This is a genomic window from Gordonibacter pamelaeae (assembly GCF_003340385.1).
In the GTDB taxonomy this organism is placed as follows: Bacteria; Actinomycetota; Coriobacteriia; order Coriobacteriales; family Eggerthellaceae; genus Gordonibacter; species Gordonibacter pamelaeae.
Window position 1 is genome coordinate 181,876 of the sequence record NZ_PPTS01000001.1, and the last position, 21,605, is coordinate 203,480.

A 21,605-nucleotide genomic window follows, 5' to 3' on the forward strand; every position below is an offset into this window, starting at 1 on the left:
TCGGGGTCGGGCAAGACTGACGATACCGAGAGAAGAGACAGCGACGCGGCAGCTTCTGGCGAAGCGGTGCGTATGGCCGGGCCGCGGGAGGGGCGTTCGGCCCGCTGCGCGCGGAAGGCGCGGGCGCGTTTGGGCGCGGCGTTCTCGCTCGTGCTGGCGGGCACGTTGGCTATCGGGCTGTGCGGCGGCTCGCCTGCGACGATCGCGGCTTTAGCGGCGGAGGGCGGTGCGGCGGCGAGCGCTGCGGCGGCCGGGGCGGCCGTCAACGACACGCCCAAGGAAGAAGTGGTGTACGCGCGGTTGTCTGCGGCGGGAGCCGTGGACAACGTGTACGTGGTGAACGTGCTCAAGCCGAATGCGCCGGGGACGGTGGTCGATTACGGACCGTACACCGCCGTGCAGAACCTCACCGACGCGAGCGGCATCGAGCAGCAGGGCGATGCCGTGTCGGTGGACGTCGCCGAGGACTCGCTGAGCTACCAGGGAGACTTGGGCGCGGCAGCGCTGCCGTGGGACGTGTCGGTGACGTACGAGCTTGACGGCAAGCGCGTGGACGCGACCGACCTGGGCGGTGCGAGCGGCAAGCTGGCCATCATCGTGACTACGAAGAAGGACGCCTCGGTCGACCCGGCGTTCTTCGACAACTACCTGCTGCAGATCACCGTCCCGTTCGTGTCGGACCAGGTGAAGGAAGTGGCGACTGAGGACGGCCAGATCGCGCTCGCCGGCTCGAACACGCAGGTCACGTTCACGGGCATGCCCGGCAAGGACGGCACGTTCAGGGTCGAGGCCCAGGTGAGCGGCTTCACGATGAGCGGCATCACGTTCGCTGTCGTGCCGTTCTCCATGGGCATCGAGACACCGGACACGACGGAGCTCGTGTCCGGGTTCCGCCAGCTTGGCGACGGCGTGGGCGAGCTCAAGGCCGGCGCCGACGGCCTGGCGAGCGGGGCAAGCGACCTCGCGGCGGGCGTGGGCCAGGTAGCGGGCGGCGTGGACGGCCTCGCGGCAGGCGCCGGCCAGCTGGTCGGCGGCGCGAACGAGCTCACAGGAGGCGCGCAGGGCGTGGCTGCGGGAGCGCAGGGGCTTGCGGAAGGGGCTGCGGGACTGAGCGGCGGTTTGGGCGCATATCAAAATGGCTTGTTGGCCCAAGCGCAGGCGCAGCAAGACCAGGCCGAGGACATCGACACATTGCAGCAGGAGTTGCAGGTAGCTATTGGCACTTACACATTTACCTATCAGGCTGTTTACCAGACGTTAATTGATGCGCAGGTGCCGCCCGACCAGGCTAAGCAGCAGGCGCTCGTGGCGGACGCGGTTCGTGCGGCTGCGCAGGGCATTGGCGCCGTGGTCCAGCGCATTGGCACGGCTTCCGGTTCGCTGGGAGCTGCCGATGCGCTTAAGGGTGCTGCTTCGGGCCTTGGGTCCGGCGCTGACCCGCAGAGTTTGATGGGCGGCGCTGCGGCGCTTTCATCAGGCGCCTCTTCCCTCGCTTCCGGCGCCTCCCAGCTCGCCGCCGGCGCGGGCGCCCTTGCCTCGGGCACGTCCGAGCTCGCCTCCGGCGCGAACCAGGCGGCTTCGGGCGCGGGTCAGCTGTCGGCCGGTGCAGGCCAGCTGTCCTCGGGCGCTCGGCAGCTTGCCGACGGAACCGGCACGCTGTACGAGGAAGTGCAGGGCATTCCCGCCAAGGTGCAGGAAGAGATCGACGCCATGATGGCCGACTACGACAAGAGCGATTTCAAACCGGTGAGCTATGCCAGCGCGAAGAACACCAACGTCTCGCTCGTGCAGTTCGTCATGTCCACCGATCCCATCGAGGCCCCGTCGCACGAGGAGCCGGCAGTCGAAGAGCCCGAGCAGGGCATTTGGGACCGCCTGCTTGCCTTGTTCGGGTTGGCATAGGGCTTTCTCGGGTAAGGCCCGCAGCCGTCCTTTGGAAAGGTGCCAGGGCGCTGGAAAGGGCATGATCGAGCAGCGTTCGCCATGGTGGAAAACCCTGCTTGGGATTCGGATGGTTTGGTGGAGAAGCCAGGGCGCCGCGCCCTTACGTGCGGCGCCCTGGCTTTTTCGTGCCTGTTGCGCTGGTTCTTGCAGGTTTGCCGATGGCCAACCGTCCGAATCTTGCACGCCGACCGTCAGAACCTTGCCGATTCGCCGTCCGAACCTTGCGCGGATATCCCCAGAACGCCGTCCGAACCTTGCACGAAAGACGCTGCGAAAAATAATATCTGAACAGGAAATTTACCACCTTCCCACCACCTCTTCGTCAGCGTAGAATGCACGATGCCGGCGGTGTCCGTGTTCGGGTGGCGCTTCCTCGAAGGGAGTGGTGCCTATGAGCATCGTTCTTGAAATCCTTTACGCCATAGCGGCGGTGGCCACGATCGGGAGCTTCCTTCACGATCTGTGGACGGACTATAAAGAACACGGACGAAGCAGGGAGGGATCCAGCAAGGAAGCTGAGATAACAAAAGACCGGGACTAAGCCCGGTCTCCCGCAATACCTGCGCCGCCCGAGCTGGATGGTGTAGCTGCCTAAGTCTCGCCGTCCTGGGCACCGCCGGTAATCCGCATTATAAGGAGCAGCGAGCGTTTCTGCAATATGCTTGAGCAGCCAATTCGACGCACCGGCAAGCGCATCCGCGCGCATTCGCACGTTGCCTCCCCTGCGCGCCCCGGCCTCCGGCTTTCCGCTTCGTGCTCTTCGCCGAGCGCGTCTCGTCCGGCAGCTGCACGTCGCGAAACACGCTGCTCGCCGTGTAATATTCCTCTTTTTAGCCCATCTGAAAACCGCCTCTCCCACGGCAATGCTAGACTGGGTGAATTCTCTCTGCAACACGATGGACACGAAAGGAACGCGCATGTCCCTACCTGCGGCAGACACGAGCAAGCAGCCCGACAACCGCACCACCATGGAGCTGGGCGCGGTGCTTCCCCTCACGGCCGAAGTGCGCGACGAGCACCTGTTCGTCGGTGGCGTCGACATGGTGGAGCTCGCGCGCGAGCAGGGCACGGCGCTCTACGTCATGGACGAGCGCGACATGCGCACGCGCATGGAAACCTACCTCGAGGCATTTCGCAGCCGCTACGGCAACGCCGACGTCGTCTACGCCAGCAAGGCGTTTCTCAACAAGGAGGCCGCGCGCGTCGTGAACGAAGAGGGCCTGTGCCTCGACGTTTCGGGTGGCGGCGAGCTGGCGTGCGCGCTGGCCACGGGCTTCCCGGCCGAGCGCATCTTCATGCACGGCAACAACAAGACGCCGCAGGAGCTGCGCGAGGCCATCCAGGCCGGCGTGGGCCGCATCGTCATCGACAGCCGCATCGAGCTGCGCCGCATCTCGGAAATCGCCGGCGAGCTGGGCGTCGAGCAACCCGTCTATATGCGTATCACGCCTGGCGTGGAGGCCGACACGCACCAGTACATCCGCACGGGCTGCGAGGACTCGAAGTTCGGCTTCACCATGCGCGAGGACTTCGCGTTCAAATGCGTGAAGGACGTGCTCGCCGCGCCCAACGTGCGTCTGGCGGGCCTGCACTGCCATATCGGCTCGCAGATCTTCGCGCTGCACTCGTACCCGGAGGCCGTCGAGGTCATGGTGGACCTCATGGCGCGCATCCGCGAAGCGTACGGCATCGAGCTTTCCGAGCTGGACATGGGCGGCGGCCTGGGCGTGGCCTACACGGCCGACGACAAGCCCGCCTCCATCGACGAGTTCGCCGAAACCATCACCGCGGCCGTGCGCACCGCCTGCGCCAAGCACGGCATGCCCGAGCCGCGGCTGCTCGTGGAGCCGGGCCGCAGCCTGGTGGCCACGGCGGGCGTGACGCTGTACACGGTGGGCATCATCAAGACGCTGCCGAACATCCGCAAGTACGTGGCGGTGGACGGCGGCATGTCCGACAACATCCGCACGGCGCTCTACCACGCCGACTACGAGCCGGTCGTCGCCAACAAAGCGGCCCAGCCGCGCACCGAGATCGTCACCATCGCCGGCAAGCACTGCGAAAGCGGCGACGCCGTGGTCATCGACATGCCCATGCAGCGCCCCGACCTGGGCGATGTCGTGGCCGTGTTCGGCACGGGCGCGTACAACCACACCATGTCGAGCAACTACAACGGCCAGCCGCGCCCGGCCGTCGTGTTCGTGAAGGACGGCGAGGCTCGCGTGACCACGCGGCGCGAAACGTACGAGGACCTCTACAGTCGAGACATTTAGGAGCAGCAACATGACGGTTAAACTTGGACTCGTGGGAACCGGCACCGTGGGCGGCGGGTGCATCGACATCCTGAAGAACCACCGCGAGGAATTCAAGCGCCACTACGGCATTGACGTGGAGTTGGCGCGCGTGTGCTCGCGCAACCCCGAGCAGGCTATCGAGCACGGCGTGGAGGACATCTTCACGCAGGACTTCCACGACATCCTGGACGACTCGGACATCGACATCGTCATCGAGCTCATCGGCGGCACCACCGTGGCGCGCGACGTGGTGCTGGGCGCCCTCCGTGCCGGCAAGAACGTGGTCACGGCGAACAAGGCGCTCATGGCCACGCACGGCGAGGAGGTCATGCGCACCGCCGAGGAAGCGGGCAAGGAGATCGCGTTCGAGGCCAGCGTGGGCGGCGGCATCCCCATCATCGATCCGATGAAGCACTCGCTCATCGCGAACCGCATCGATTCCGTTATGGGCATCGTGAACGGCACGACGAACTACATGCTCACCCGCATGGCCGAGGACGACATGCCCTATGCCGACGTGCTGGCCGAGGCGCAGGCGAAGGGCTTCGCCGAGGCCGATCCCACGGCCGACGTCGACGGCCTGGATGCAGCGGCGAAGATCGCCATCCTAGCTTCCATCGCCTTCAACTCGCGCGTTACCATCGACGACGTGCACGCCGAGGGCATCCGCAACATCACGCCGCTCGACCTGGAGATAGCGAAGGACATGGGCTACTGCGTGAAGCTCCTGGCCCACGCGCACCGCACCGAGGAGGGCATCGACGTGCGCGTGCACCCCACCATGCTGCCGCTTTCGCACCAGCTGGCCACCGTGAACGGCGTGTACAACGCCATCTACGTGGTGGGCGACGCCGTGGGCGAGACGATGTTCTTCGGCGAGGGCGCGGGCTCCGGCCCGGCCGCGAGCGCCGTCATGGGCGACGTGCTGGAGGTAGCGCGCCACCTGCAGGCCGGCATCCCGCCGTTCGTGGGCTGCACCTGCACCGACAAGCTGCCGCTCGTGCCCATGGAAGAGCTCAAGACCAAGTATTACATCCGCTTCGCCGTGGCCGACCGCTCCGGCGTGCTGGCGGCCATGGCCGGCGTGTTCGCCAGCCACGACGTGAGCGTGCACTCGGTCATCCAGCGCGGCAAGAAGGACGGCAACAGCGTGGACATCACGTACGTCACCCACACCGCCCGCGAGAAGAGCGTGCGCGCCGTGCTCGCCGACATCGCCAAGCTCGACGACGTGCTGCGCGAGGAGCCGAGCGTCATCCGCGTGGAGGATTAGCGGCGTGCGGGCGAAACAGCCCGCAAAACCGAAGGTATGCACAAGGGCGGGGTCTGCAAAAGCGGGCCCCGCTTGCGTTGCGGCGCCGGCGCTTTGCCGCGGATTTTTCAGTCGTAAACCTCGTTATTCCTGATAGACGTTGATTTTATGTCTAAGAACGCCCAAAAAATGCTTACAATTGTAAAGAACGGCCCGCAAGCCTTCAAAGGGGAGCTGCCGCGGGCTTTGCTGCGACGGACGGGGAGAGGGGCCTATGGAGCCAGTGGTCGGCAAAGCGGGGACCGGCGTTTACGTTGTCGACAACGAGTACCGCATTGCCTATTTCAACGAGGTGCTGGAGCACTTCTACCCCGATTTGCAGCTGGGCAGCCCGTGCTACCGCGAGCTGTGCGGAAGGACCGCCCCGTGCCCCGGCTGCCCCTTGGGCGCGACCCTCGGAGACAAGACGCTCTTCTTCAACCGGTTGATCCAGACGTGGGTTGAAGTCGAGGCTGCCGACATCGAATGGCCCGGTTTGGGCGCGTGCCACCTCCTCTTGTGCCACGAGATCGACCAAAACGACAAGAGCCTGCCGTTCAAGCTTGCCGGCTCGGCCGGCTACGACGAGCTGTTCGAGCTCAACCTCACGGCCAATGCCTACCGCAGCCTCTACCATATCGAGGGCAAGCACGCCACGTCGGAGCGTACCGGCGTTTTGGACGGCATGCTCGAGGATGTGGGGCGCCGCATGATTCATCCCGATGACCTGGCGGCGTTCAACGAGTTCTGGAACTTGGATACCCTGCGCGCCCGCTTCGCCGACGCCGCGGCGAAGGACGCCAACGGCGGCATGCTGCGAGATCGTTTTCGCAGGAAACAGGCCGAGGGCGGATGGCGCTGGATCCAGCAGCTCGTGGTGCCGCTGCCGTGCAGTCCCGGCGAGGACGAGCTCGCCCTGTGCTTTATCCAGGATATCGAAGGCGAATTGTGGGACGATCCGGCCCTGTTCATGCGGTTCGCCCCTTCTCCCATCGACCCGATGACGGGCTTGCTCACGCGAGTCTCCTTCTTCAGCGCCGCTGCCGAGTTGCTTGCCGCGCATCCCGACCAACCGTATTGCCTCATGGCTATCGACGTCGAGCATTTCAAGCTGTTCAACCAATGGCACGGAGAGCAGGCGGGCGACAGCCTCCTCAAGGAAATCGCCGGGCTCTTGTCGCAGGCCGAACGTGACTACGGGGCGGTGGCGGGCTACCTTCTGGGTGACGATTTCTGCATTGCGATGCCCGATCGGCCCGCTCTGGTAGAGGAGCTGCAAGGCAAGATCACCGACTGCGTGCGCCGCGTCAGCAAGGAGATGGCCTTCCTTCCCTCCTTCGGCTTGTATGCCGTCGTCGACCCCGCGTTGCCGGTCAGCACCATGTATGACCGCGCGCTCGTGGCACTCGATTCGGTCAAGGGCAACTACGCCCAGTTCACGGGCTGGTACGAAGAGGACATGATGGAGAAGATGGAAGAGGACCACACCCTTCTCCTCGAGGTCCAGCGGGCGCTGTCCGAGGGCGAGTTCGTGTTCTATGCCCAGCCGAAGTGCAACATAGCCACCGGTAAGATAGTCGGCCTGGAGTCGCTCGCCCGCTGGATGCATCCCGAGCGTGGCGTGATCCCGCCGGCGCGGTTCATGCCCGTGCTCGAGCGCAACGGTTTGGTCACGGCGCTCGACCTGCATATATGGGAACAGGTATGCAGGGCTTTGCGCTCCTGGATCGACGCTGGGCGCACGGCCGTGCCCATATCGGTCAACGTGTCGCGGCGCGATGTTTACGCCGTCGACGTGGTGGACGCCCTCAAGGGGCTCGTTGCTAAGTACCGGATCGACCCGAAGCTGCTCTCCGTTGAAATCACCGAGAGCGCCTACGTCGAGGACTACCAGATTATCTCCCGGCTGGTGGACGAGTTGCGCGCAGCCGGGTTCGCGGTGCACATGGACGATTTTGGCAGCGGGTACTCGTCGCTCAACATGTTGAAGGACTTGAACGTCGACGTGCTCAAGCTGGACATGAAGCTGCTCGACGTGGAGGGGAGCCAAGCGCGCAAGGGCAAGAGCATCCTGGAGTCCATCATCACGATGGCGCGCTTGGTGGATCTGCGGGTCATTGCCGAAGGCGTGGAGACCGAGGAGCAGCGCGACTTCCTGATGAGGGCAGGCTGCCTGTACGCCCAAGGCTACTACTTCTACCGCCCGATGCCGCCCGAGGAGTTCGAGCCGATCATCGCCAATCCGGCGAACGTCGACTATCGCGGGCTCCAGGCCGACCGCATCGAGCAGCTTCAGCTGCGCCAGCTGTTGAGCGACAGCGTGCTAAGCGATGCCATGATGGACGACATCCTCGGGGCCATCGCCTTCTACGACGTGCACGACGGCGAGGTTGAGCTGGTGAGCGCCAACCAGCAGTACTGCCGCCTGACGGGGATCAACCCCATCGATCTGGAAGAGCGTCGCCACCGCATTACGCGCCTGGTGTACGAGGACGACTGGCTCGATTTCCTGGAAGCGTTCGAGGAGGCGTACCGGAAGGCGCCGGCCGGCGCGAAGGTCGACATGCGCCGCCTTAAGCCCGACGGCTCCACGGCCCATATTCATCTAAGAGTGTTCTACCTGCGTAAACGCGATGGTCACCGCTTCTATTACGGTTCGCTCGCCGACGTGACCGAGCAGGTGCGCCAGGCGCGGCAGCTTGAATCGTCCCAACGCGCGCTGTCGGCCGTAGTGGGGGTCTCGAACGCCGACAGGGCGTTCATGAGCTTGGCCGAGGAGAACCGCCGCACGGCTTCGGCCATCTTCGCGCAGATGTCGCCCGGCGGCATGATCGGCGGATACTGCGAGGACGGATTCCCCCTTTACTTCGCCAACGCGGCAATGGTGGAGCTGCTGGGGTACGAATCCTACGACGAACTGGCGGAGGCCATCGACTGGCACGTGGGCAACACCATCTACCCCGACGACCTGGCTGCCGTGCAGGAGGATATCGGGCCGGAGTACTATCCGGGGCTCGAGTACACCACCACCTACCGCATGCCGAAGAAGGACGGGACATGGTTCTGGACGCTCGACAAGGGCAAGGTGGTGGAGGCGGAAGACGGCCGCTTGGCCATTGTGAGCGCCTGCACGGACATCTCCGAGGTCATGGCGGCCCAGCAGCAGTTGGCCGAGCGCAACGAGCTGCTTCTGGGCCAGAACCGCGAACTCGCGTTCTTGAACGAGGATATGCCCGGCGGCTACCACCGCTGCGCCGACGCGCCCGGTTTCGAGTTCCTGTACGTGAGCGATCGTTTCGTGGAGATGTTCGGATACTCCCGCAAGGAGCTCAAGGAGGTCTTCGACGACAAGTTCCAGAACATGGTGCATCCCGATGATCGCGATGCCGTGGCAGCGGGAGTTGCCGCCATGCGCGAGGGTCGGGCCGACGATGCCGAGCAGCTGGAATACCGCATGAAGTCGAAGCATCGCGGATACCTGTGGGTGGTCGACCAGAGCCGTTACCTGCGCTACGAGGGCGTCTCGTTCTTGCAGGGCGTTGTCGTCGACGTGACCGAGACGGTTGAGCTGCGCAACGCCATGCGCATGCTCGTCGATCACACGCTCAACGACATCGTGCTCGTCAGCTGGACCGACCGCGCGCATGCGCGCTTCGAGGTTATCGCCGACGGCATCTCGCGCAAATGCGGCTATGCGGGCGATGCGCTGGCCCGCATGCTTGAGCAGCGCTTGTGCGCCGAAGATTCGCGCACGGGCCGCAGGATGTTCGACGAGGTTGCTGGCTCGATCGAGGCGGGCGCGGATTCCACCTTCGTCGTGGAGGCCGCTCACCCTGCCGTTCCCTCTATCTGGATCCGCTGCGAGGTACGGCGCGTGGAGGGTTGGGACAAGGGAAGATGCGGCGAAGAAGGCAGGGGCTACCAGGCGCTTTGCCTTATCACCGATGTGACCGCGCTCAAAAAACGCGAGCAGGAGCTCTGGCTTGCCCGCCGCAAGCTTGAGGGCGTGCTGCGCCTGGCCGGCATCAACAGCTGGGAGTGGGACCTCGGAAAGAATCGGCTGATCGTGATGGACAACGAGCTGTCGCGCCGTTCGTTCGGCCGAATAGGGCGGCGGCATGGGGGCTGCCTGGTGTTCGACGGTCCCTTCAACGAGGAGGCCGGCTGCAGCTGCATTCCCGAAGAGCACAGGGAGGAATTCTTCGCGTTTTTCGACCGTATCGAGGCGGCGGGCGACCACGAGCTCCTGGAATCCGAGATCCCGTTCATCCTCGACGACGGGTCGGTGGTGTGGTTCGAGACGAAGTGCGAGACGGTTCGCGACAGCCAGGGCGAGCTCGTAGAGGCGGTGGGCTACTACGCCGATGTGACCGACCGGGTAGATGCGCGCTGCAAAAGCGAGGCCGACAGCGAGGCTATCGAGAGCCTGCGCGAGCAACGGCTGAAGCTGGTCAAAATGGCCGAAACCGATGCGCTGACCGGGCTTTACAATCGCCAGACCGCCATACCGCGTATCGAGGAGCGCCTAAAGGCACGAGGGTGCGGGCACCAGGGCGAGCCGTGCGCCCTGATCATGTTGGACATGGATCGTTTCAAGCAGGCAAACGACGTGTTCGGGCATGCGTACGGCGACGAGGTGATAGCCACGATGTCCGCCGCGCTCAAGGCGTCGTTCCCCCGGGATATCGTGTGCCGCATGGGCGGCGACGAGTTCATGGTTTGGTGCGAGCACGCGAGCGTGCGTACCCTTGAGGAAACGCTGGAAAAAACGCTCGCCGCCATGGAGATCCAACGTATCTCGGGCGGACGGGAGTTCCTGTTCTCAGTGTCTGCCGGCTATGTGCTGGCCCCCCAAGACGGTATGACGTTCGACGAGCTGTACCAAAAGGCCGACGCCGCCCTGTTCGCGGCGAAGATGAGGGGCCGACGCTCGTTCGCCCGCTTCGAGGAGAGCATGAGCGGGGTGCGCTATGAGTTGGCCGAAGAGGGCGGCTTGGCGTAAGGGTCGTGCAAGGAGGCGGCGTGGACGGCACGGCGGCAGTCCGCCGCCGCCGGCTCCTGCCCGGCGTTGCAGACCTGTGGCCGTCTTGTGACCGTAACGTTTCGATTGGGTGACGGCGCGACGAATCGGCGCGAATAGTCTTATTTTATAACTAAATGGATTTCGCCGCCCGAGGGCGCCCGAGAGGCGGGCGGGGGAGGCGAAGGGAAAGGCTCAACGTGAGAGGTTTCTTCGAACGCCTGCAGTGGAAGATGGCCGCCTGGATGCAGGGTCGCAACGGCGTCGACGGATTGTCGAACTTCCTCATGGGCGTGGGTATCATACTGCTCATCGCCTCGGTGATTCCGGGGCTCGACTTGCTGTCGTGGCTGGTGCTGGCGGTTCTCGCGGTGGCGCTGTTCCGCAGCTTCTCGAAGAACATCGCGGCGCGCTCGAAGGAGAACGCGGCGTTCGAGCAGGCTGTTCAGAAGCCCAAGCGCTGGATTGCGCTTCAGCGCAAGGCGTGGGCGAACCGCAAGACCACGCGTTACTTCAAGTGCAAGGGCTGCGGTACCGTGCTGTCCGTGCCGCGCGGCAAGGGCACGCTGCGCGTGGTGTGCCCGAAGTGCAAGACCGAGACGACGAAGAAGTCGTAAGGGACCCCCGGTGGACATCAACGAGTTCAAGCGCGCGTTCTTCGACGTGGCCTGTGACATGCAGAAGCTGCTGCACGACCTGGTGGCCCCGGCATGCCAGCGAAACGGGCTCACGCTCCAGCAGATGCACGTGCTGGTTGAGCTGGTGAGCGCGCCGGGACAAACGTCCACCCAGCTTAGCGAGCGTGCGGGCATCCTGCGCACGAACTTCTCCAGCGTGTGCCACAAGCTGGAGGAGCGGGGCCTGGTGGAGCGCCGCCGCAGCGACCGCGACCGTCGCGCCTTCGAGCTGCGTGCCACCGACGAGGGCCGGGAGCTGCTGGCCCGTATCGACGCCGACATCAGGCGCTGCTACGGCCCGGCATTCGAGAACGAGCCGCCGGAGACGTTCGACGCCATCCTTGTCGGGTTCCGGGCGCTCAACTCGTTCGCTGCGAAGCTGGAGCGCTAGCATGTTCGGTTACGTGATGCCCCGCATGGAGGACCTGACGCAGGAGGAGCGCGAGCGCTACCATGCGGCGTACTGCGGCGTGTGCCGTGCGCTGGGCGAGCGGTTCGGCCAGCGCTGCCGGGTGGCGCTCACCTACGACATGACGTTCCTGGCGCTGCTGCTGGGCTCGCTCTACGAGCCGGAGGAGCGGCAGGGCAGCAAGCGCTGCGCGCCGCACCCGGTGCGCCCCCATGCGTACCTCGGCTCGGAATGCGTCGACTACGCGGCCGACATGACCGTGGCGCTGGTGTACCACAAGTGCCTGGACGACTGGCGCGACGACCGAAGCGGCTGGGCGCGCACCTACGCCTTCCTGCTGGAGAAGGCGTACCGCGAGGTGGGCGCGCGCCATCCGAAGGCGTGCGCGGCCATCGAGGAGGGGCTGGCCGACATCGGGCGCCTGGAGGAGACCGCCGCCGCGGCCGTATCTTCCGGCAACACGACCGCGGCGCCGCCGCCCGACGCGGCGGCCAACCGGTTCGGCGCGCTGCTGGGCGAGGTGTTCGCCTGGCGCGACGATTTCTGGGCCGCGGGCCTGCGCAGCCTGGGGGCGAAGCTGGGCAAGCTCGTGTACGTGATGGACGCGGCGCTGGATAGGGAGGACGACCGGGCATCGGGCAGCTACAACCCGCTCGTGGCGCTCGATGCGCAGCCGCAGGATGTGCGCGAGGACTTGGAGCTGCTGGCCGCCGACGCCGCCGCGGCGTTCGAGAAGCTGCCGCTCGAGCGCGATGTGCGCGTGCTGCGCAGCGTGCTGTACGCGGGAGTGTGGCAGAAGTACTACGCGAAAGAAGCGAAGGAAGCAAAGAAGGCGAAGAAGGCAGGGCAACCGGGCCAGGCGAAGGAGCCGACGCACGTGCAAGAAGAACATCAGGAGGCGTATCGTGGCTGAGAACCCCTACGACGTGTTGGGTGTGAGCCGCGACGCCTCGCTCGACGAGGTGAAGAAGGCATACCGCAAGAAGGCGCGCGAGAACCACCCCGACCTCAACCCGAACGACCCGGCGGCGGCCGAGCGCATGAACAAGATCAACGAGGCGTACGACCGCATCGTGAACCCGGAGAAGTACGCGGCGCGCGACCGGCGCGCGGCGGCGAGCAACCCGGGCGCCGGCTACGGCGCGGGCGGCGCAGCGGGAGGCGCAGGTTATGCCGGCGGCACGGGCACGGGAGGTGCCGGCGGTGCGGGCGGCACCGGGCAGAACCCCTATGGCTCCGAAGGTCCCTACGGCTGGACGGGCGGCTTCGGCTTCGACTTCGACGATCTGTTCGGGTTCGGCGGCCCGGGCGGCGGCGCCCGCGGGCCCATCCACCCCGAGGCGTCGGCTGCCGACGGGCCCGCTATCCGCAGCGTGATCGACGCCATCAACGCCGGCCGGTTCCAGCAGGCCATCGACCAGCTGAATGCCGTGACGAGCGATGGCCGCAACGCGCGCTGGTACTACCTAAGCGCTCTGGCCAACGACGGCGCCGGCAACTCGCTCATGGCACTGGAGCAGATACGCCGCGCCGTGCGCCTGGACCCGAACAATCCGGACTACCAGCGCGCCCAGCGCCAGTTCCAGCAGGCCGGGCAGACCTACCAGCAGGAGGGGCAGGCCCAGGGATTCAGCATGGGCATCGACCCCATGACCCTCTGCTGCGGCATCTGGTGCTGCGGCCCGGCCCTCTGCCGCCTGTGCGTGCCCTTCGGGTTTTAGAGTATAGCTAGCGAAAGGAAGCGAAGCATGACAGCGACGATAGGCATCGATCTGGGAACCACGAACAGCTGCGCGGCGACGGTGGAGGGCGGGCGTCCCGCCATCGTGCCCAACGCGGAAGGCGAGCGCACCACGCCGAGCGTGGTGGCGTTCTCGAAAGACGGCGAGCGCCTGGTGGGAGCTATTGCCGCCCGGCAGGCGGCCGTGAACCCCGACCGCACCATCGCGTCCGTGAAGCGCCGCATGGGCAGCGACTGGCGCGCTGCCATCGACGGCAAGGCGTTCACGCCGCAGGAGCTGTCGGCCATGATCCTGCGGAAGCTCCGCCGTGATGCCGAGGCCTTTCTCGGCCAGGACGTGACGCAGGCCGTCATCACCGTGCCCGCCTACTTCGATGACGCGCAGCGCCAGGCCACGAAGGACGCCGGCAAGATCGCGGGCCTCGACGTGCTGCGCATCATCAACGAGCCCACGGCCGCGGCGCTGGCCTACGGCCTGGACAACGGCACGCCGCAGAAGGTGATGGTGTATGACCTGGGCGGCGGCACGTTCGACGTGTCCATCATCGAGATCGGCGACGGCGTCATCGAGGTGCTGGCCACCTCCGGCGACAACCACCTGGGCGGCGACGACTTCGACGAGCGCGTGGCGAGCTACCTGCTGGACGCCTTCCAGCGCGAGCACGGCGAGGACCTGCGCCGCAACCCGATGGCCGTGCAGCGCGTGCGCGAGGCGGCCGAGCAGGCGAAGAAGGAGCTCTCCTCGCTCGATTCCGCTCACGTGAACCTGCCCTTCATCGCGCAGAACGCGGCCGGCCCCCTGCACCTCGATGCCGTGGTCACGCGCGCTGCGTTCGACGATATGACGCGCGACCTGGTAGAGCGCACGACCGGGCCCGTGCAGACCGCGCTCAACGATGCGGGCATCGCTGCCTCGGAGCTCGGCTGCGTGCTGCTGGTGGGCGGCTCCACGCGCGTGCCGGCCGTGCAGGCGCACGTGCGCAAGCTCACGGGCCAGGAGCCGTCGGCCTCCATCAACCCCGACGAGTGCGTGGCCACCGGCGCCGCCATCCAGGCCGCCACGCTCTCCGGCGCTTCCACCGGCCTGGTGCGCGCGAACAGCCTGCTGTTGCTGGACGTGACCCCCTTGAGCCTGTCCATCGAGACGGTGGGCGGCGTGGCCACGCGCCTCGTGGAGCGCAACACCACGCTGCCGGTGCACTACTCGCAGGTGTTCAGCACCGCCGCGGCGTTCCAGACGAGCGTGGAGGTGAAGGTGCTGCAGGGCGAGCGCCCCATGGCCGCCGACAACAAGGCCATCGGCACGTTCCGCCTCAAGGGCATCAAGCGGGCGCCTGCCGGCGTGCCGCAGATCGAGGTGACGTTCGACATCGACGCGAACGGCATCCTCACCGTGTCGGCGAAGGATCTGGACACCGGCAAGCAGCAGTCCATCACCATCGACGACTCGGGCCGCATGTCCGACGACGAGGTGGACCGCGCCATCCGCGACGCCGAGCAGTACGCCGAGCAAGACGAGGCGCGCCGCGACGCCATGCTGGCGCGCGAGGAGGCCCAGCGGCTGGCAAACGAGGCCGACCAGGCGCTCGCACAGAAGGGCAAGCAGCTGGAGAAAGACGAGAAGAAGCAGATCAAGGCCGATGTGGCCGCCGTCCGCAAGCTCTTGTCCAAGAAGGTGAACAAGGTGGACGAGGCCGATGTGGCCGCGCTGCGCGCCGCCGCCGCGCAGCTGGAGCGCTCGAGCGCCCGCGCCCGCGACCTGGCCCGGCAAGCCTAGCCATCCGCAGAGACGCTGCCGCGGCTCGCAAGCCAGGTTAAAAGCGTATAAGAGCAGGCCGCGCCTGACCGGTGCGGTCTGCCTTCCCGCCTTTCGCTGCCTTCTCGGTTTTCGCGAAACGCCTACCTCTATAATAGTAAATAGTGCGTTCTTTCTTCCCGTTGTATCGTGCGGGCAGGTAATACGCCTAACCGGATGCAGACTAGGGAGATGGATTTTGCGGCAAGAGGCTCTCCACACCATGCTCGATGGGCTTTCCGAGCTTATTTACGTGTGCGATACGGAAAACTACCAGCTGCTCTACCTCAACGAGGAGGGCCGCCGTATCTACGATATCGATGCGGCGGACGATGGGCGTCTGTGCTACCAGGTGCTGCAGGGACGCGAGGAGCCGTGCCCGTTCTGTACGAACGAGCAGCTGTCGCATGACTCCTTCTTCGAATGGGAATTCACAAACCCCTTGACCAAGCGCCATTATCTGCTGCGCGACCGTCTGATGAGCTGGGATGGGCGCCCAGCGCGCTTGGAAATCGCCTTCGACGTGACGGATCGAAAGCGCGAAAGCGAGGCGTTCAAGTTTCTGGCCGATGCCGGCACCATGGTGGTCGATTGCATCAGGGTGCTCGAGGGGGAGCACGTCTTGGAAGCCGCCCTCAACGATGTGCTGCGTATTCTCGGCACGTTTCTCGAAGCCGACCGCGCCTATGTTTTCATGCGCGAGGACGACTGCATGGTGCGCACGCACGAGTGGCGCAGCCTGGGGGTTGCGCTGCAGAAGCCGCTCATGCAAAACGTGCCCAGGAACCTTGCCGACGAATGGATCGAGCGGTTCACCGTGGGCGATGCCGTGATCATCGAAGATGTCGAAGCGCTCCTCCAAGCGCAGCGAACTGACGAATACGAGGTTTTGAAGAGTCGGGGCATCTTCTCGCTTGTGTCGGTGCCGCTTGAGGTGGACGGCGCCTTCGTGGGCTACCTCGGTGTCGACAACCCCCGTCGCGTTGGCGACCTCACCTTCGTCAAAGCGCCGCTCGTTGCGTTCGCGGGGTTCGTGTCTGCGCGCATGAAACGCGAGAGCGCGCAACGCTTGGTGGCCGAATTGACCTGGAACGATTACCTGACTTGTGCAAGTTCGCGCGCAGCGTTCTACCGCGACCTCGACCGCGGCACGTTCGAGCGTGTCGGCCTTGCGCTGGCTGACGCCGATTTGCTGGCGGTCGTCAATCGGGAGCAGGGGCGCTCCGTTGGTGACGAGATGCTGCGCCGCATGGCCGCATGCCTGCGGGAGGTGTTCGGCGACGCCGTGTACCGCATTGGCGACGACGAGTTTTGCGCCGTGTCGACCGCTATCGACTACGATCGCTTTGCCGAATTGACCGAACGTGCAATCCGGCGGTTTCTTGAAGAGAGCATTCCCGCATCGCTCGGCTCCGCCTGGCACGAGACGTGCACGGACATCGTCGGCTTGCTCGATGTGGCCGGCGACCGTATGCGCAGCGCGAAGCGCGGCCGCCACCGCGCCGTCGACCTGGGCATCGACCTGACGTCGGATGTGGTGGCAAGCAGCCTGCTTAGGCCGGGCGGTGCGCAAGAAGCCGTAGAGGCGGGCCTGTTCACAATCCACCTCATGCCGCAGGCGTCCGGCAAAACGGGCGAGGTTGTGGGCGCCGAGGCCCTCATCCGTTATCGCGACCCCGAACGCGGCAGGGAGGTGCTGCCTGCGTCGTTCATCCCCGCATTGGAGGACATGGACGAGATGGGGGCCCTCGACTTCTTCGCGCTGTCGAAGTCGTGCGAGACCGTGGCGCGCTGGCAGCAGGAAGGGCGCCCGGCGATGCCCTTGGCGGTGAACTTCTCGCGTCGCACGATCGATGACGAGGGCTTCGTGGATCGCGTGGCGAGTACGGTGGCATCGTATGGTATCGATCGGTCGCTCATCGAGATAGAGATCACCGAGTCGGCTCGCGAGGAGAACGAGGCGTTGCTGCGGGCCGTGACGGAAGGGCTGCACGACTTGGGTTTCCGGGTGGCCATCGACGATTTTGGCGTGGACAACGCCAGCTTCCAGCTGTTCTTCCAGCTTGGGTTCGACGTGCTGAAGTTGGACAAGTCGCTCGTATGGGGCCTCGACACCACCGATCGCACCATGCAGGTGATCTGCAGCCTGGTAAGGCTGTGCGACGATCTGGGCATCGAGACGGTTGCCGAGGGGATCGAGACCGGCGAGCAGCACCAGGCCTTGCAGGAGGCAGGCTGCACGCGCGTGCAGGGCTACCGGGTGGGACGGCCGCAGCCTATCGAGGAGTTCGAGCGACGGTTTCTCGCTACCTGAGCGACTCTGCGGCGCACTGACGCGGGTGCCGTGCCGTCCGTAAAGGTTCCGCAAATTCGCCGCAGGCCCTCTCTGCCCGGAGGGAGCCTTCTGCTAAGCTGGCACGCGACGGAAAACGCGACGGGGCCGCGGCCCCGGTACCTCGGGAGGCTTTCATGGAACCTGGACGCATCGGCGTCATCTTCGACTGCGACGGCACGCTGCTCGACTCGATGGACGTGTGGCGCGAGGTGGAGGACGAGCTGGCGCGCCGCGCAGGCGCCCAGCTGACGGATGCGGACAAAGACGAGCTCACCACGCTCAACATCCCCGAGGCAGGTGCGTTCTTCCATGACCGGTTCGGTTTGGGCGCCGCTGCGGACGACGTCGTGCGCATGATGGACGAGCTCATGCTGGACTACTACCGCAACCGCGCGCACGAGCGTCCTGGCGCCTTGGTCTTCGTGCGCGCTCTCGTGGAGCGCGGCGTGCGGGTGAGCGTGGCCTCGTCCAGCCCGCAGAAGTACCTGCAGGCGGGCCTTGAGCGGGCGGGCTTCGCGCCGTATGTGGGCCTGGTCGTCTCGGTGGACGACGTGAGCTCCTCGAAGCGCGAGCCGAAGGTGTACGACCATACGCGCCGTCTCATGGGAACGCCGCTGGAAACGACCTGGGGATTCGAGGACTCTGCCTACGCCCTGCGCACCCTGCGCGGCGCCGGCTACCGCACCGTCGGCATCTACGACCGCGACGACGCCGGCACCCACGAGGAGCTGCGGGCAAACGCCGACGCCGTCATCGACAGCTTCGAAGAACTGGACGCGGAAACGTTCATCAGCTGGAACGAAGTCCGCTAAGCTAGAGCGCTCCCGGCGCCTTCCGGGAAAAGCGCCGGAACGTCGACTAAAACTGTTTCTCGATCCAGGCAACCAGCTCTTCGTAGCCTAGGGTACCGTCGGCTACTCCATAAACCGTCCTCAACAGCTCGTCGTGGCGCGGTTTGAACTTGATATCGTTCAGCCTGAGAAACATGCCTATACAGGCACCACCCGTGCGTTTGTTGCCGTCGGCAAAAGGATGGTTGTTAACGATGCCATAAGCATAACGGGCAGCTTTTTCGGCTGCCGATGGGTAGAGGTCAACACCGTCGAAGGTTTGCCGAGGTTGCTCTATCGCGGCGTCGAAGAGTCCTTCGTCCCGAAGTCCGTCGAGGCCTCCGAACGTTGCGATCAGGTACGAGTGGATCGCTCTCACGTCTTCGTGCGTGAGATACTCCCAATGCGCGCTCATTTTGCAAGTTCGGCGAACACGTCGGCATATTCGTCGATGAACTCTTTCCCTAATCGTACGGCTTTGCTTTCCATAGCTTCCTCCTTCACCTCGTCGATCGGTATGATCTGGGCGATGGGGTGGCTGTTCTTGATGACGGTTACGCTTCCTGCCGCCCGGGCCTTCTCCATCACGCCGTTGAAGTTGCGGGCGACTTCCGTCGCGGTGACGCTGATGGGCATGGCGTCCTCCTCGGTCCGGCTTTCATTGTGGTCAGTATAACATGAATGCAAATAATTTTACAAATATAGATGCAAAATATTTTACATAAAATTATGCGTAGTTACCGCCACGGATCCTCCTGGTACGTTGGCTCCGGGTCTGCGGGGCGGTCGGAGTAGGGGTCGTAGCCGTCGTCGTCCTCGGCGGCGGGGCGCAGGAAGGGGTCGCTGGTGGGTTCCGGCTTCGACGGCTCCGCGGGGGCGACCGGCGTCGTCACCGGCCGCACGCGGTAGCGGGGTTGCGGCTCGCGCTCGTCAGCCACGGTCGTCGTCCTCCTCGGTTCCCACTTTTGCCAGGTCGTACGGCGTGGTCTGGTACACGTAGTAGTTCAACCAGTTCGTGTAGAGCAGCTGCGCGTGGGCGCGCCAGGTGGCGCGGGGCTCCTGCGCAGGATCGTCGCCCGGGAAATAGTGGCGCGGCAGGGGCATGTCCAGGCCCTTCGCGATGTCGCGCTCGTACTCCACCATGAGCGTTCCGGCATCGTACTCCGGATGCCCGAACACGAAGAAGTGACGGCTGTCGGTGCTCTTGGCCAGGTAGACGCCTGCCTCGTCGGACACGGCAATAAGCTCCAGGTCGGGATGCGCCTCGATATCGGACGCATGAACCTCGGTGTAACGCGAATGGGGCGCTCTGAAGAAGTCGTTGAAGCCGCGCACGAGCGGCGAAGACGGCTTCACCACCTCGTGCTCGAACACTCCGAACAGCTTCTCCGGCAGCTCGTACTTGGGAATGCCGTAGTGGTAGTAGATGCCAGCCTGCGCACCCCAGCAGATATGCAGCGTGGAGTGCACATTCGTAGCGGACCACGCCATGATCTTCGCAAGCTCGTCCCAGTAGTCCACGTCCTCGAAGTCCAGCAGCTCCACGGGCGCGCCGGTGATGATCATGCCATCGAAGTGCTGGCCTTTGATCTCGTCGAACGTGGTGTAGAACGTTTCCAAATGCTGCTCGGACACGTTTTTGGACTCATGGCTGGCCGTTTGCAGCAGGCTCACCTCTATCTGGAGCGGCGTGTTGGACAGCTTGCGCATGATCTGCGTCTCGGTGACGATCTTCGTGGGCATGAGGTTGAGCAGCAGCACTTTCAGGGGACGGATGTCCTGGTGCATGGCGCGGAACTCGGTCATCACGAAGATGTTCTCGCCTTCGAGGACGTCGGTCGCGGGCAACGCGTCGGGTATTTTGATAGGCATGGCAGGCCTCGCCTTCCGTGTCGGGGGCACCTGGAATGTTCGTACCATGATACCTGTTGCGCAGATGACCGGCCTATCTGAATTATCGGTAGCGCGTTATCGCCGCCACACGCGACGAGACCAGGAGACGTGGCTGGCGAAGGGCAGAGAAGCGATGGGAATATCGTCGTGCCTGATCGCGTGCTCGCGCGGTCGGGCATCTTGTACAAGAATCCTCAGGGCAAAAAGCAAAACGGGGTTCAGGCAAGGAGAGAGAGGGTTTTATGGCGTCAGAGCAGAAGGAGCGCGCGGTGCGGCCGATCACGGTCGTGAAGTTCGCCGGCGCGGTCATCGCCACGTTGATCGGGTCGGGGTTCGCCTCCGGGCAGGAGGCCATGCAGTTCTTCGCCGCGTACGGCACGAACGGCATCATCGGGTGCATCATCGCCATCCTGCTGTTCGCGGGCATGAGCGGCGTGCTCCTGGGTTACGGCTTCAAGCACAAGGGGGCGAGCGATTTCTCGGCGTTCCGCTACTTCTGCGGCAAGTACCTGGGCACGTTCCTGGAGTGGTTCACCATCCTGTTCTGCTTCCTCGTGGGCATCATCATGGTGTCGGGCGCGGGCGCCACGCTCAACCAGTACTTCGGCGTGCCGCAGATCGTGGGCAGCGGCCTCATGGCGGCCATCGTGCTGCTGAGTGCGCTCTTCGGCCTCAAGCGCATCGTGGACATTCTCGGCTCCATCGGGCCCGTGACCATCGCGTTCCTCATCATCCTGGCCATCTACACGCTCGTGGTGCACGGCGGCGGCCTGGCCGACGCCAACGCGGCTGTGGAGGCGGCAGGCGACAGCGTGGTGTACGGCGTGGGCTCCGGCAGCGCGTGGTTCGCGCTCGGCGCGTTCATGTACGTGGCTTACAACATCCTGGCGGGCGTGCCGTTCATGTCCGAGATGGGCACCGGTGCGCGCTCGCGCAAGGAGGCCGTGCTGGGCGGCGCGCTGGGCGGCGCGGCGCTCGGCGTGTGCGCGCTTTTGCTGAACCTGGCGCTGCTGTCGGTGTTCGGCGAGGCCGTGCAGTACGAGGTGCCGGTGTTGTTCCTGGCGCAGCAGATCTCGCCCGTCGTGGGCCTCTTGTTCGCCGTCATCCTGCTGGCCGAGATCTACAACACGGCCGTTCCCATGGTGTGGACCGTGGCCAACCAGTTCGTCGATGAGAAGCAGGACAAGCGCAAGTACCAGTTCCTCATCGCGCTTCTGTGCGCCGTCATCTTCATGGGTGGGCAGCTGCCGTTCGGTATGCTGGTGAACCTGATCTACCCGTTCGTGGGCTACTTCGGCGCGCTGTTCATCGTGGTGGTCATCGTGCAGATGATATGCTGGCGCATCGACCGTGCCCGCGGGATCACGCGCTAGGGC

17 protein-coding genes are annotated in these 21,605 nt (G+C 65.0%); 13 read left to right on the forward strand and 4 right to left on the reverse strand.

Annotated elements, in window-relative coordinates:
- The first annotated feature begins 72 nt into the window (after positions 1-72).
- The 12 genes from C1877_RS15855 to C1877_RS00810 all read left to right on the forward strand — a co-directional run bounded on the left by C1877_RS15855 (position 73) and on the right by C1877_RS00810 (position 18,318).
- Positions 73-1,902, forward strand: a complete 1,830-nt coding sequence (locus C1877_RS15855; protein WP_147274484.1) for a hypothetical protein — start codon at positions 73-75, stop codon at positions 1,900-1,902.
- Positions 1,903-2,335: 433 nt separating this feature from the next.
- Positions 2,336-2,485, forward strand: a complete 150-nt coding sequence (locus C1877_RS15230) for a hypothetical protein (RefSeq protein WP_015539166.1) — start codon at positions 2,336-2,338, stop codon at positions 2,483-2,485.
- Between the two features lie 376 nt (positions 2,486-2,861).
- Positions 2,862-4,217 (forward strand): diaminopimelate decarboxylase, encoded by a 1,356-nt coding sequence (gene lysA / locus C1877_RS00765; RefSeq protein ID WP_114568096.1) that lies wholly within the window; start codon positions 2,862-2,864, stop codon positions 4,215-4,217.
- Positions 4,218-4,227: 10 nt separating this feature from the next.
- Positions 4,228-5,511, forward strand: coding sequence for a homoserine dehydrogenase (locus C1877_RS00770; protein ID WP_041239135.1), 1,284 nt, complete (start codon positions 4,228-4,230; stop codon positions 5,509-5,511).
- Between the two features lie 253 nt (positions 5,512-5,764).
- Complete coding sequence (locus C1877_RS00775; protein WP_114568097.1) at positions 5,765-10,531, forward strand: EAL domain-containing protein; 4,767 nt, start codon at positions 5,765-5,767, stop codon at positions 10,529-10,531.
- 218 nt (positions 10,532-10,749) lie between these two features.
- Complete coding sequence (locus C1877_RS00780) at positions 10,750-11,166, forward strand: zinc ribbon domain-containing protein (protein WP_041239134.1); 417 nt, start codon at positions 10,750-10,752, stop codon at positions 11,164-11,166.
- A gap of 10 nt (positions 11,167-11,176) precedes the next feature.
- The gene (locus C1877_RS00785; protein WP_114568098.1) at positions 11,177-11,617 is read left to right on the forward strand and encodes a MarR family winged helix-turn-helix transcriptional regulator; all 441 of its coding nucleotides are present in this window, start codon (positions 11,177-11,179) and stop codon (positions 11,615-11,617) included.
- A 1-nt stretch (position 11,618) separates the two neighbouring features.
- Positions 11,619-12,548 (forward strand): DUF5685 family protein, encoded by a 930-nt coding sequence (locus tag C1877_RS00790; protein WP_114568099.1) that lies wholly within the window; start codon positions 11,619-11,621, stop codon positions 12,546-12,548.
- On the forward strand, positions 12,541-13,356 hold the full coding sequence (locus C1877_RS00795) for a J domain-containing protein (protein WP_114568100.1): 816 nt from the start codon (positions 12,541-12,543) through the stop codon (positions 13,354-13,356). Before C1877_RS00790 ends, C1877_RS00795 begins: the two co-directional genes overlap by 8 nt.
- Positions 13,357-13,383: 27 nt before the next feature.
- On the forward strand, positions 13,384-15,153 hold the full coding sequence (gene dnaK / locus C1877_RS00800) for a molecular chaperone DnaK (RefSeq protein WP_114568101.1): 1,770 nt from the start codon (positions 13,384-13,386) through the stop codon (positions 15,151-15,153).
- Positions 15,154-15,370: 217 nt separating this feature from the next.
- On the forward strand, positions 15,371-17,485 hold the full coding sequence (locus C1877_RS00805; RefSeq protein WP_227114998.1) for a bifunctional diguanylate cyclase/phosphodiesterase: 2,115 nt from the start codon (positions 15,371-15,373) through the stop codon (positions 17,483-17,485).
- Positions 17,486-17,640: 155 nt separating this feature from the next.
- Positions 17,641-18,318 (forward strand): HAD family hydrolase, encoded by a 678-nt coding sequence (locus tag C1877_RS00810; protein WP_114568102.1) that lies wholly within the window; start codon positions 17,641-17,643, stop codon positions 18,316-18,318.
- A 46-nt stretch (positions 18,319-18,364) separates the two neighbouring features.
- On the opposite strand, the gene C1877_RS00815 is transcribed toward C1877_RS00810, so the two are convergent.
- The 4 genes from C1877_RS00815 to metA all read right to left on the reverse strand — a co-directional run bounded on the left by C1877_RS00815 (position 18,365) and on the right by metA (position 20,208).
- Positions 18,365-18,751: a type II toxin-antitoxin system death-on-curing family toxin gene (locus C1877_RS00815; protein WP_015539161.1), complete on the reverse strand. Its 387-nt coding sequence runs from the start codon at positions 18,749-18,751 to the stop codon at positions 18,365-18,367.
- On the reverse strand, positions 18,748-18,972 hold the full coding sequence (locus C1877_RS00820; RefSeq protein ID WP_015539160.1) for a type II toxin-antitoxin system prevent-host-death family antitoxin: 225 nt from the start codon (positions 18,970-18,972) through the stop codon (positions 18,748-18,750). Before C1877_RS00820 ends, C1877_RS00815 begins: the two co-directional genes overlap by 4 nt.
- Positions 18,973-19,073: 101 nt before the next feature.
- Entirely contained in the window at positions 19,074-19,274 is a 201-nt protein-coding gene (locus tag C1877_RS00825) for a hypothetical protein (RefSeq protein ID WP_041239132.1), read from the reverse strand.
- Positions 19,267-20,208, reverse strand: coding sequence for a homoserine O-acetyltransferase MetA (metA, locus tag C1877_RS00830; RefSeq protein WP_015539159.1), 942 nt, complete (start codon positions 20,206-20,208; stop codon positions 19,267-19,269). The genes C1877_RS00825 and metA overlap by 8 nt, the downstream gene beginning before the upstream one ends.
- Before the next feature lie 263 nt (positions 20,209-20,471).
- On the opposite strand from metA, the gene C1877_RS00835 reads away from it, so the two are divergent.
- On the forward strand, positions 20,472-21,602 hold the full coding sequence (locus C1877_RS00835; RefSeq protein WP_114568103.1) for a YkvI family membrane protein: 1,131 nt from the start codon (positions 20,472-20,474) through the stop codon (positions 21,600-21,602).
- The last annotated feature ends 3 nt before the right edge of the window (positions 21,603-21,605 follow it).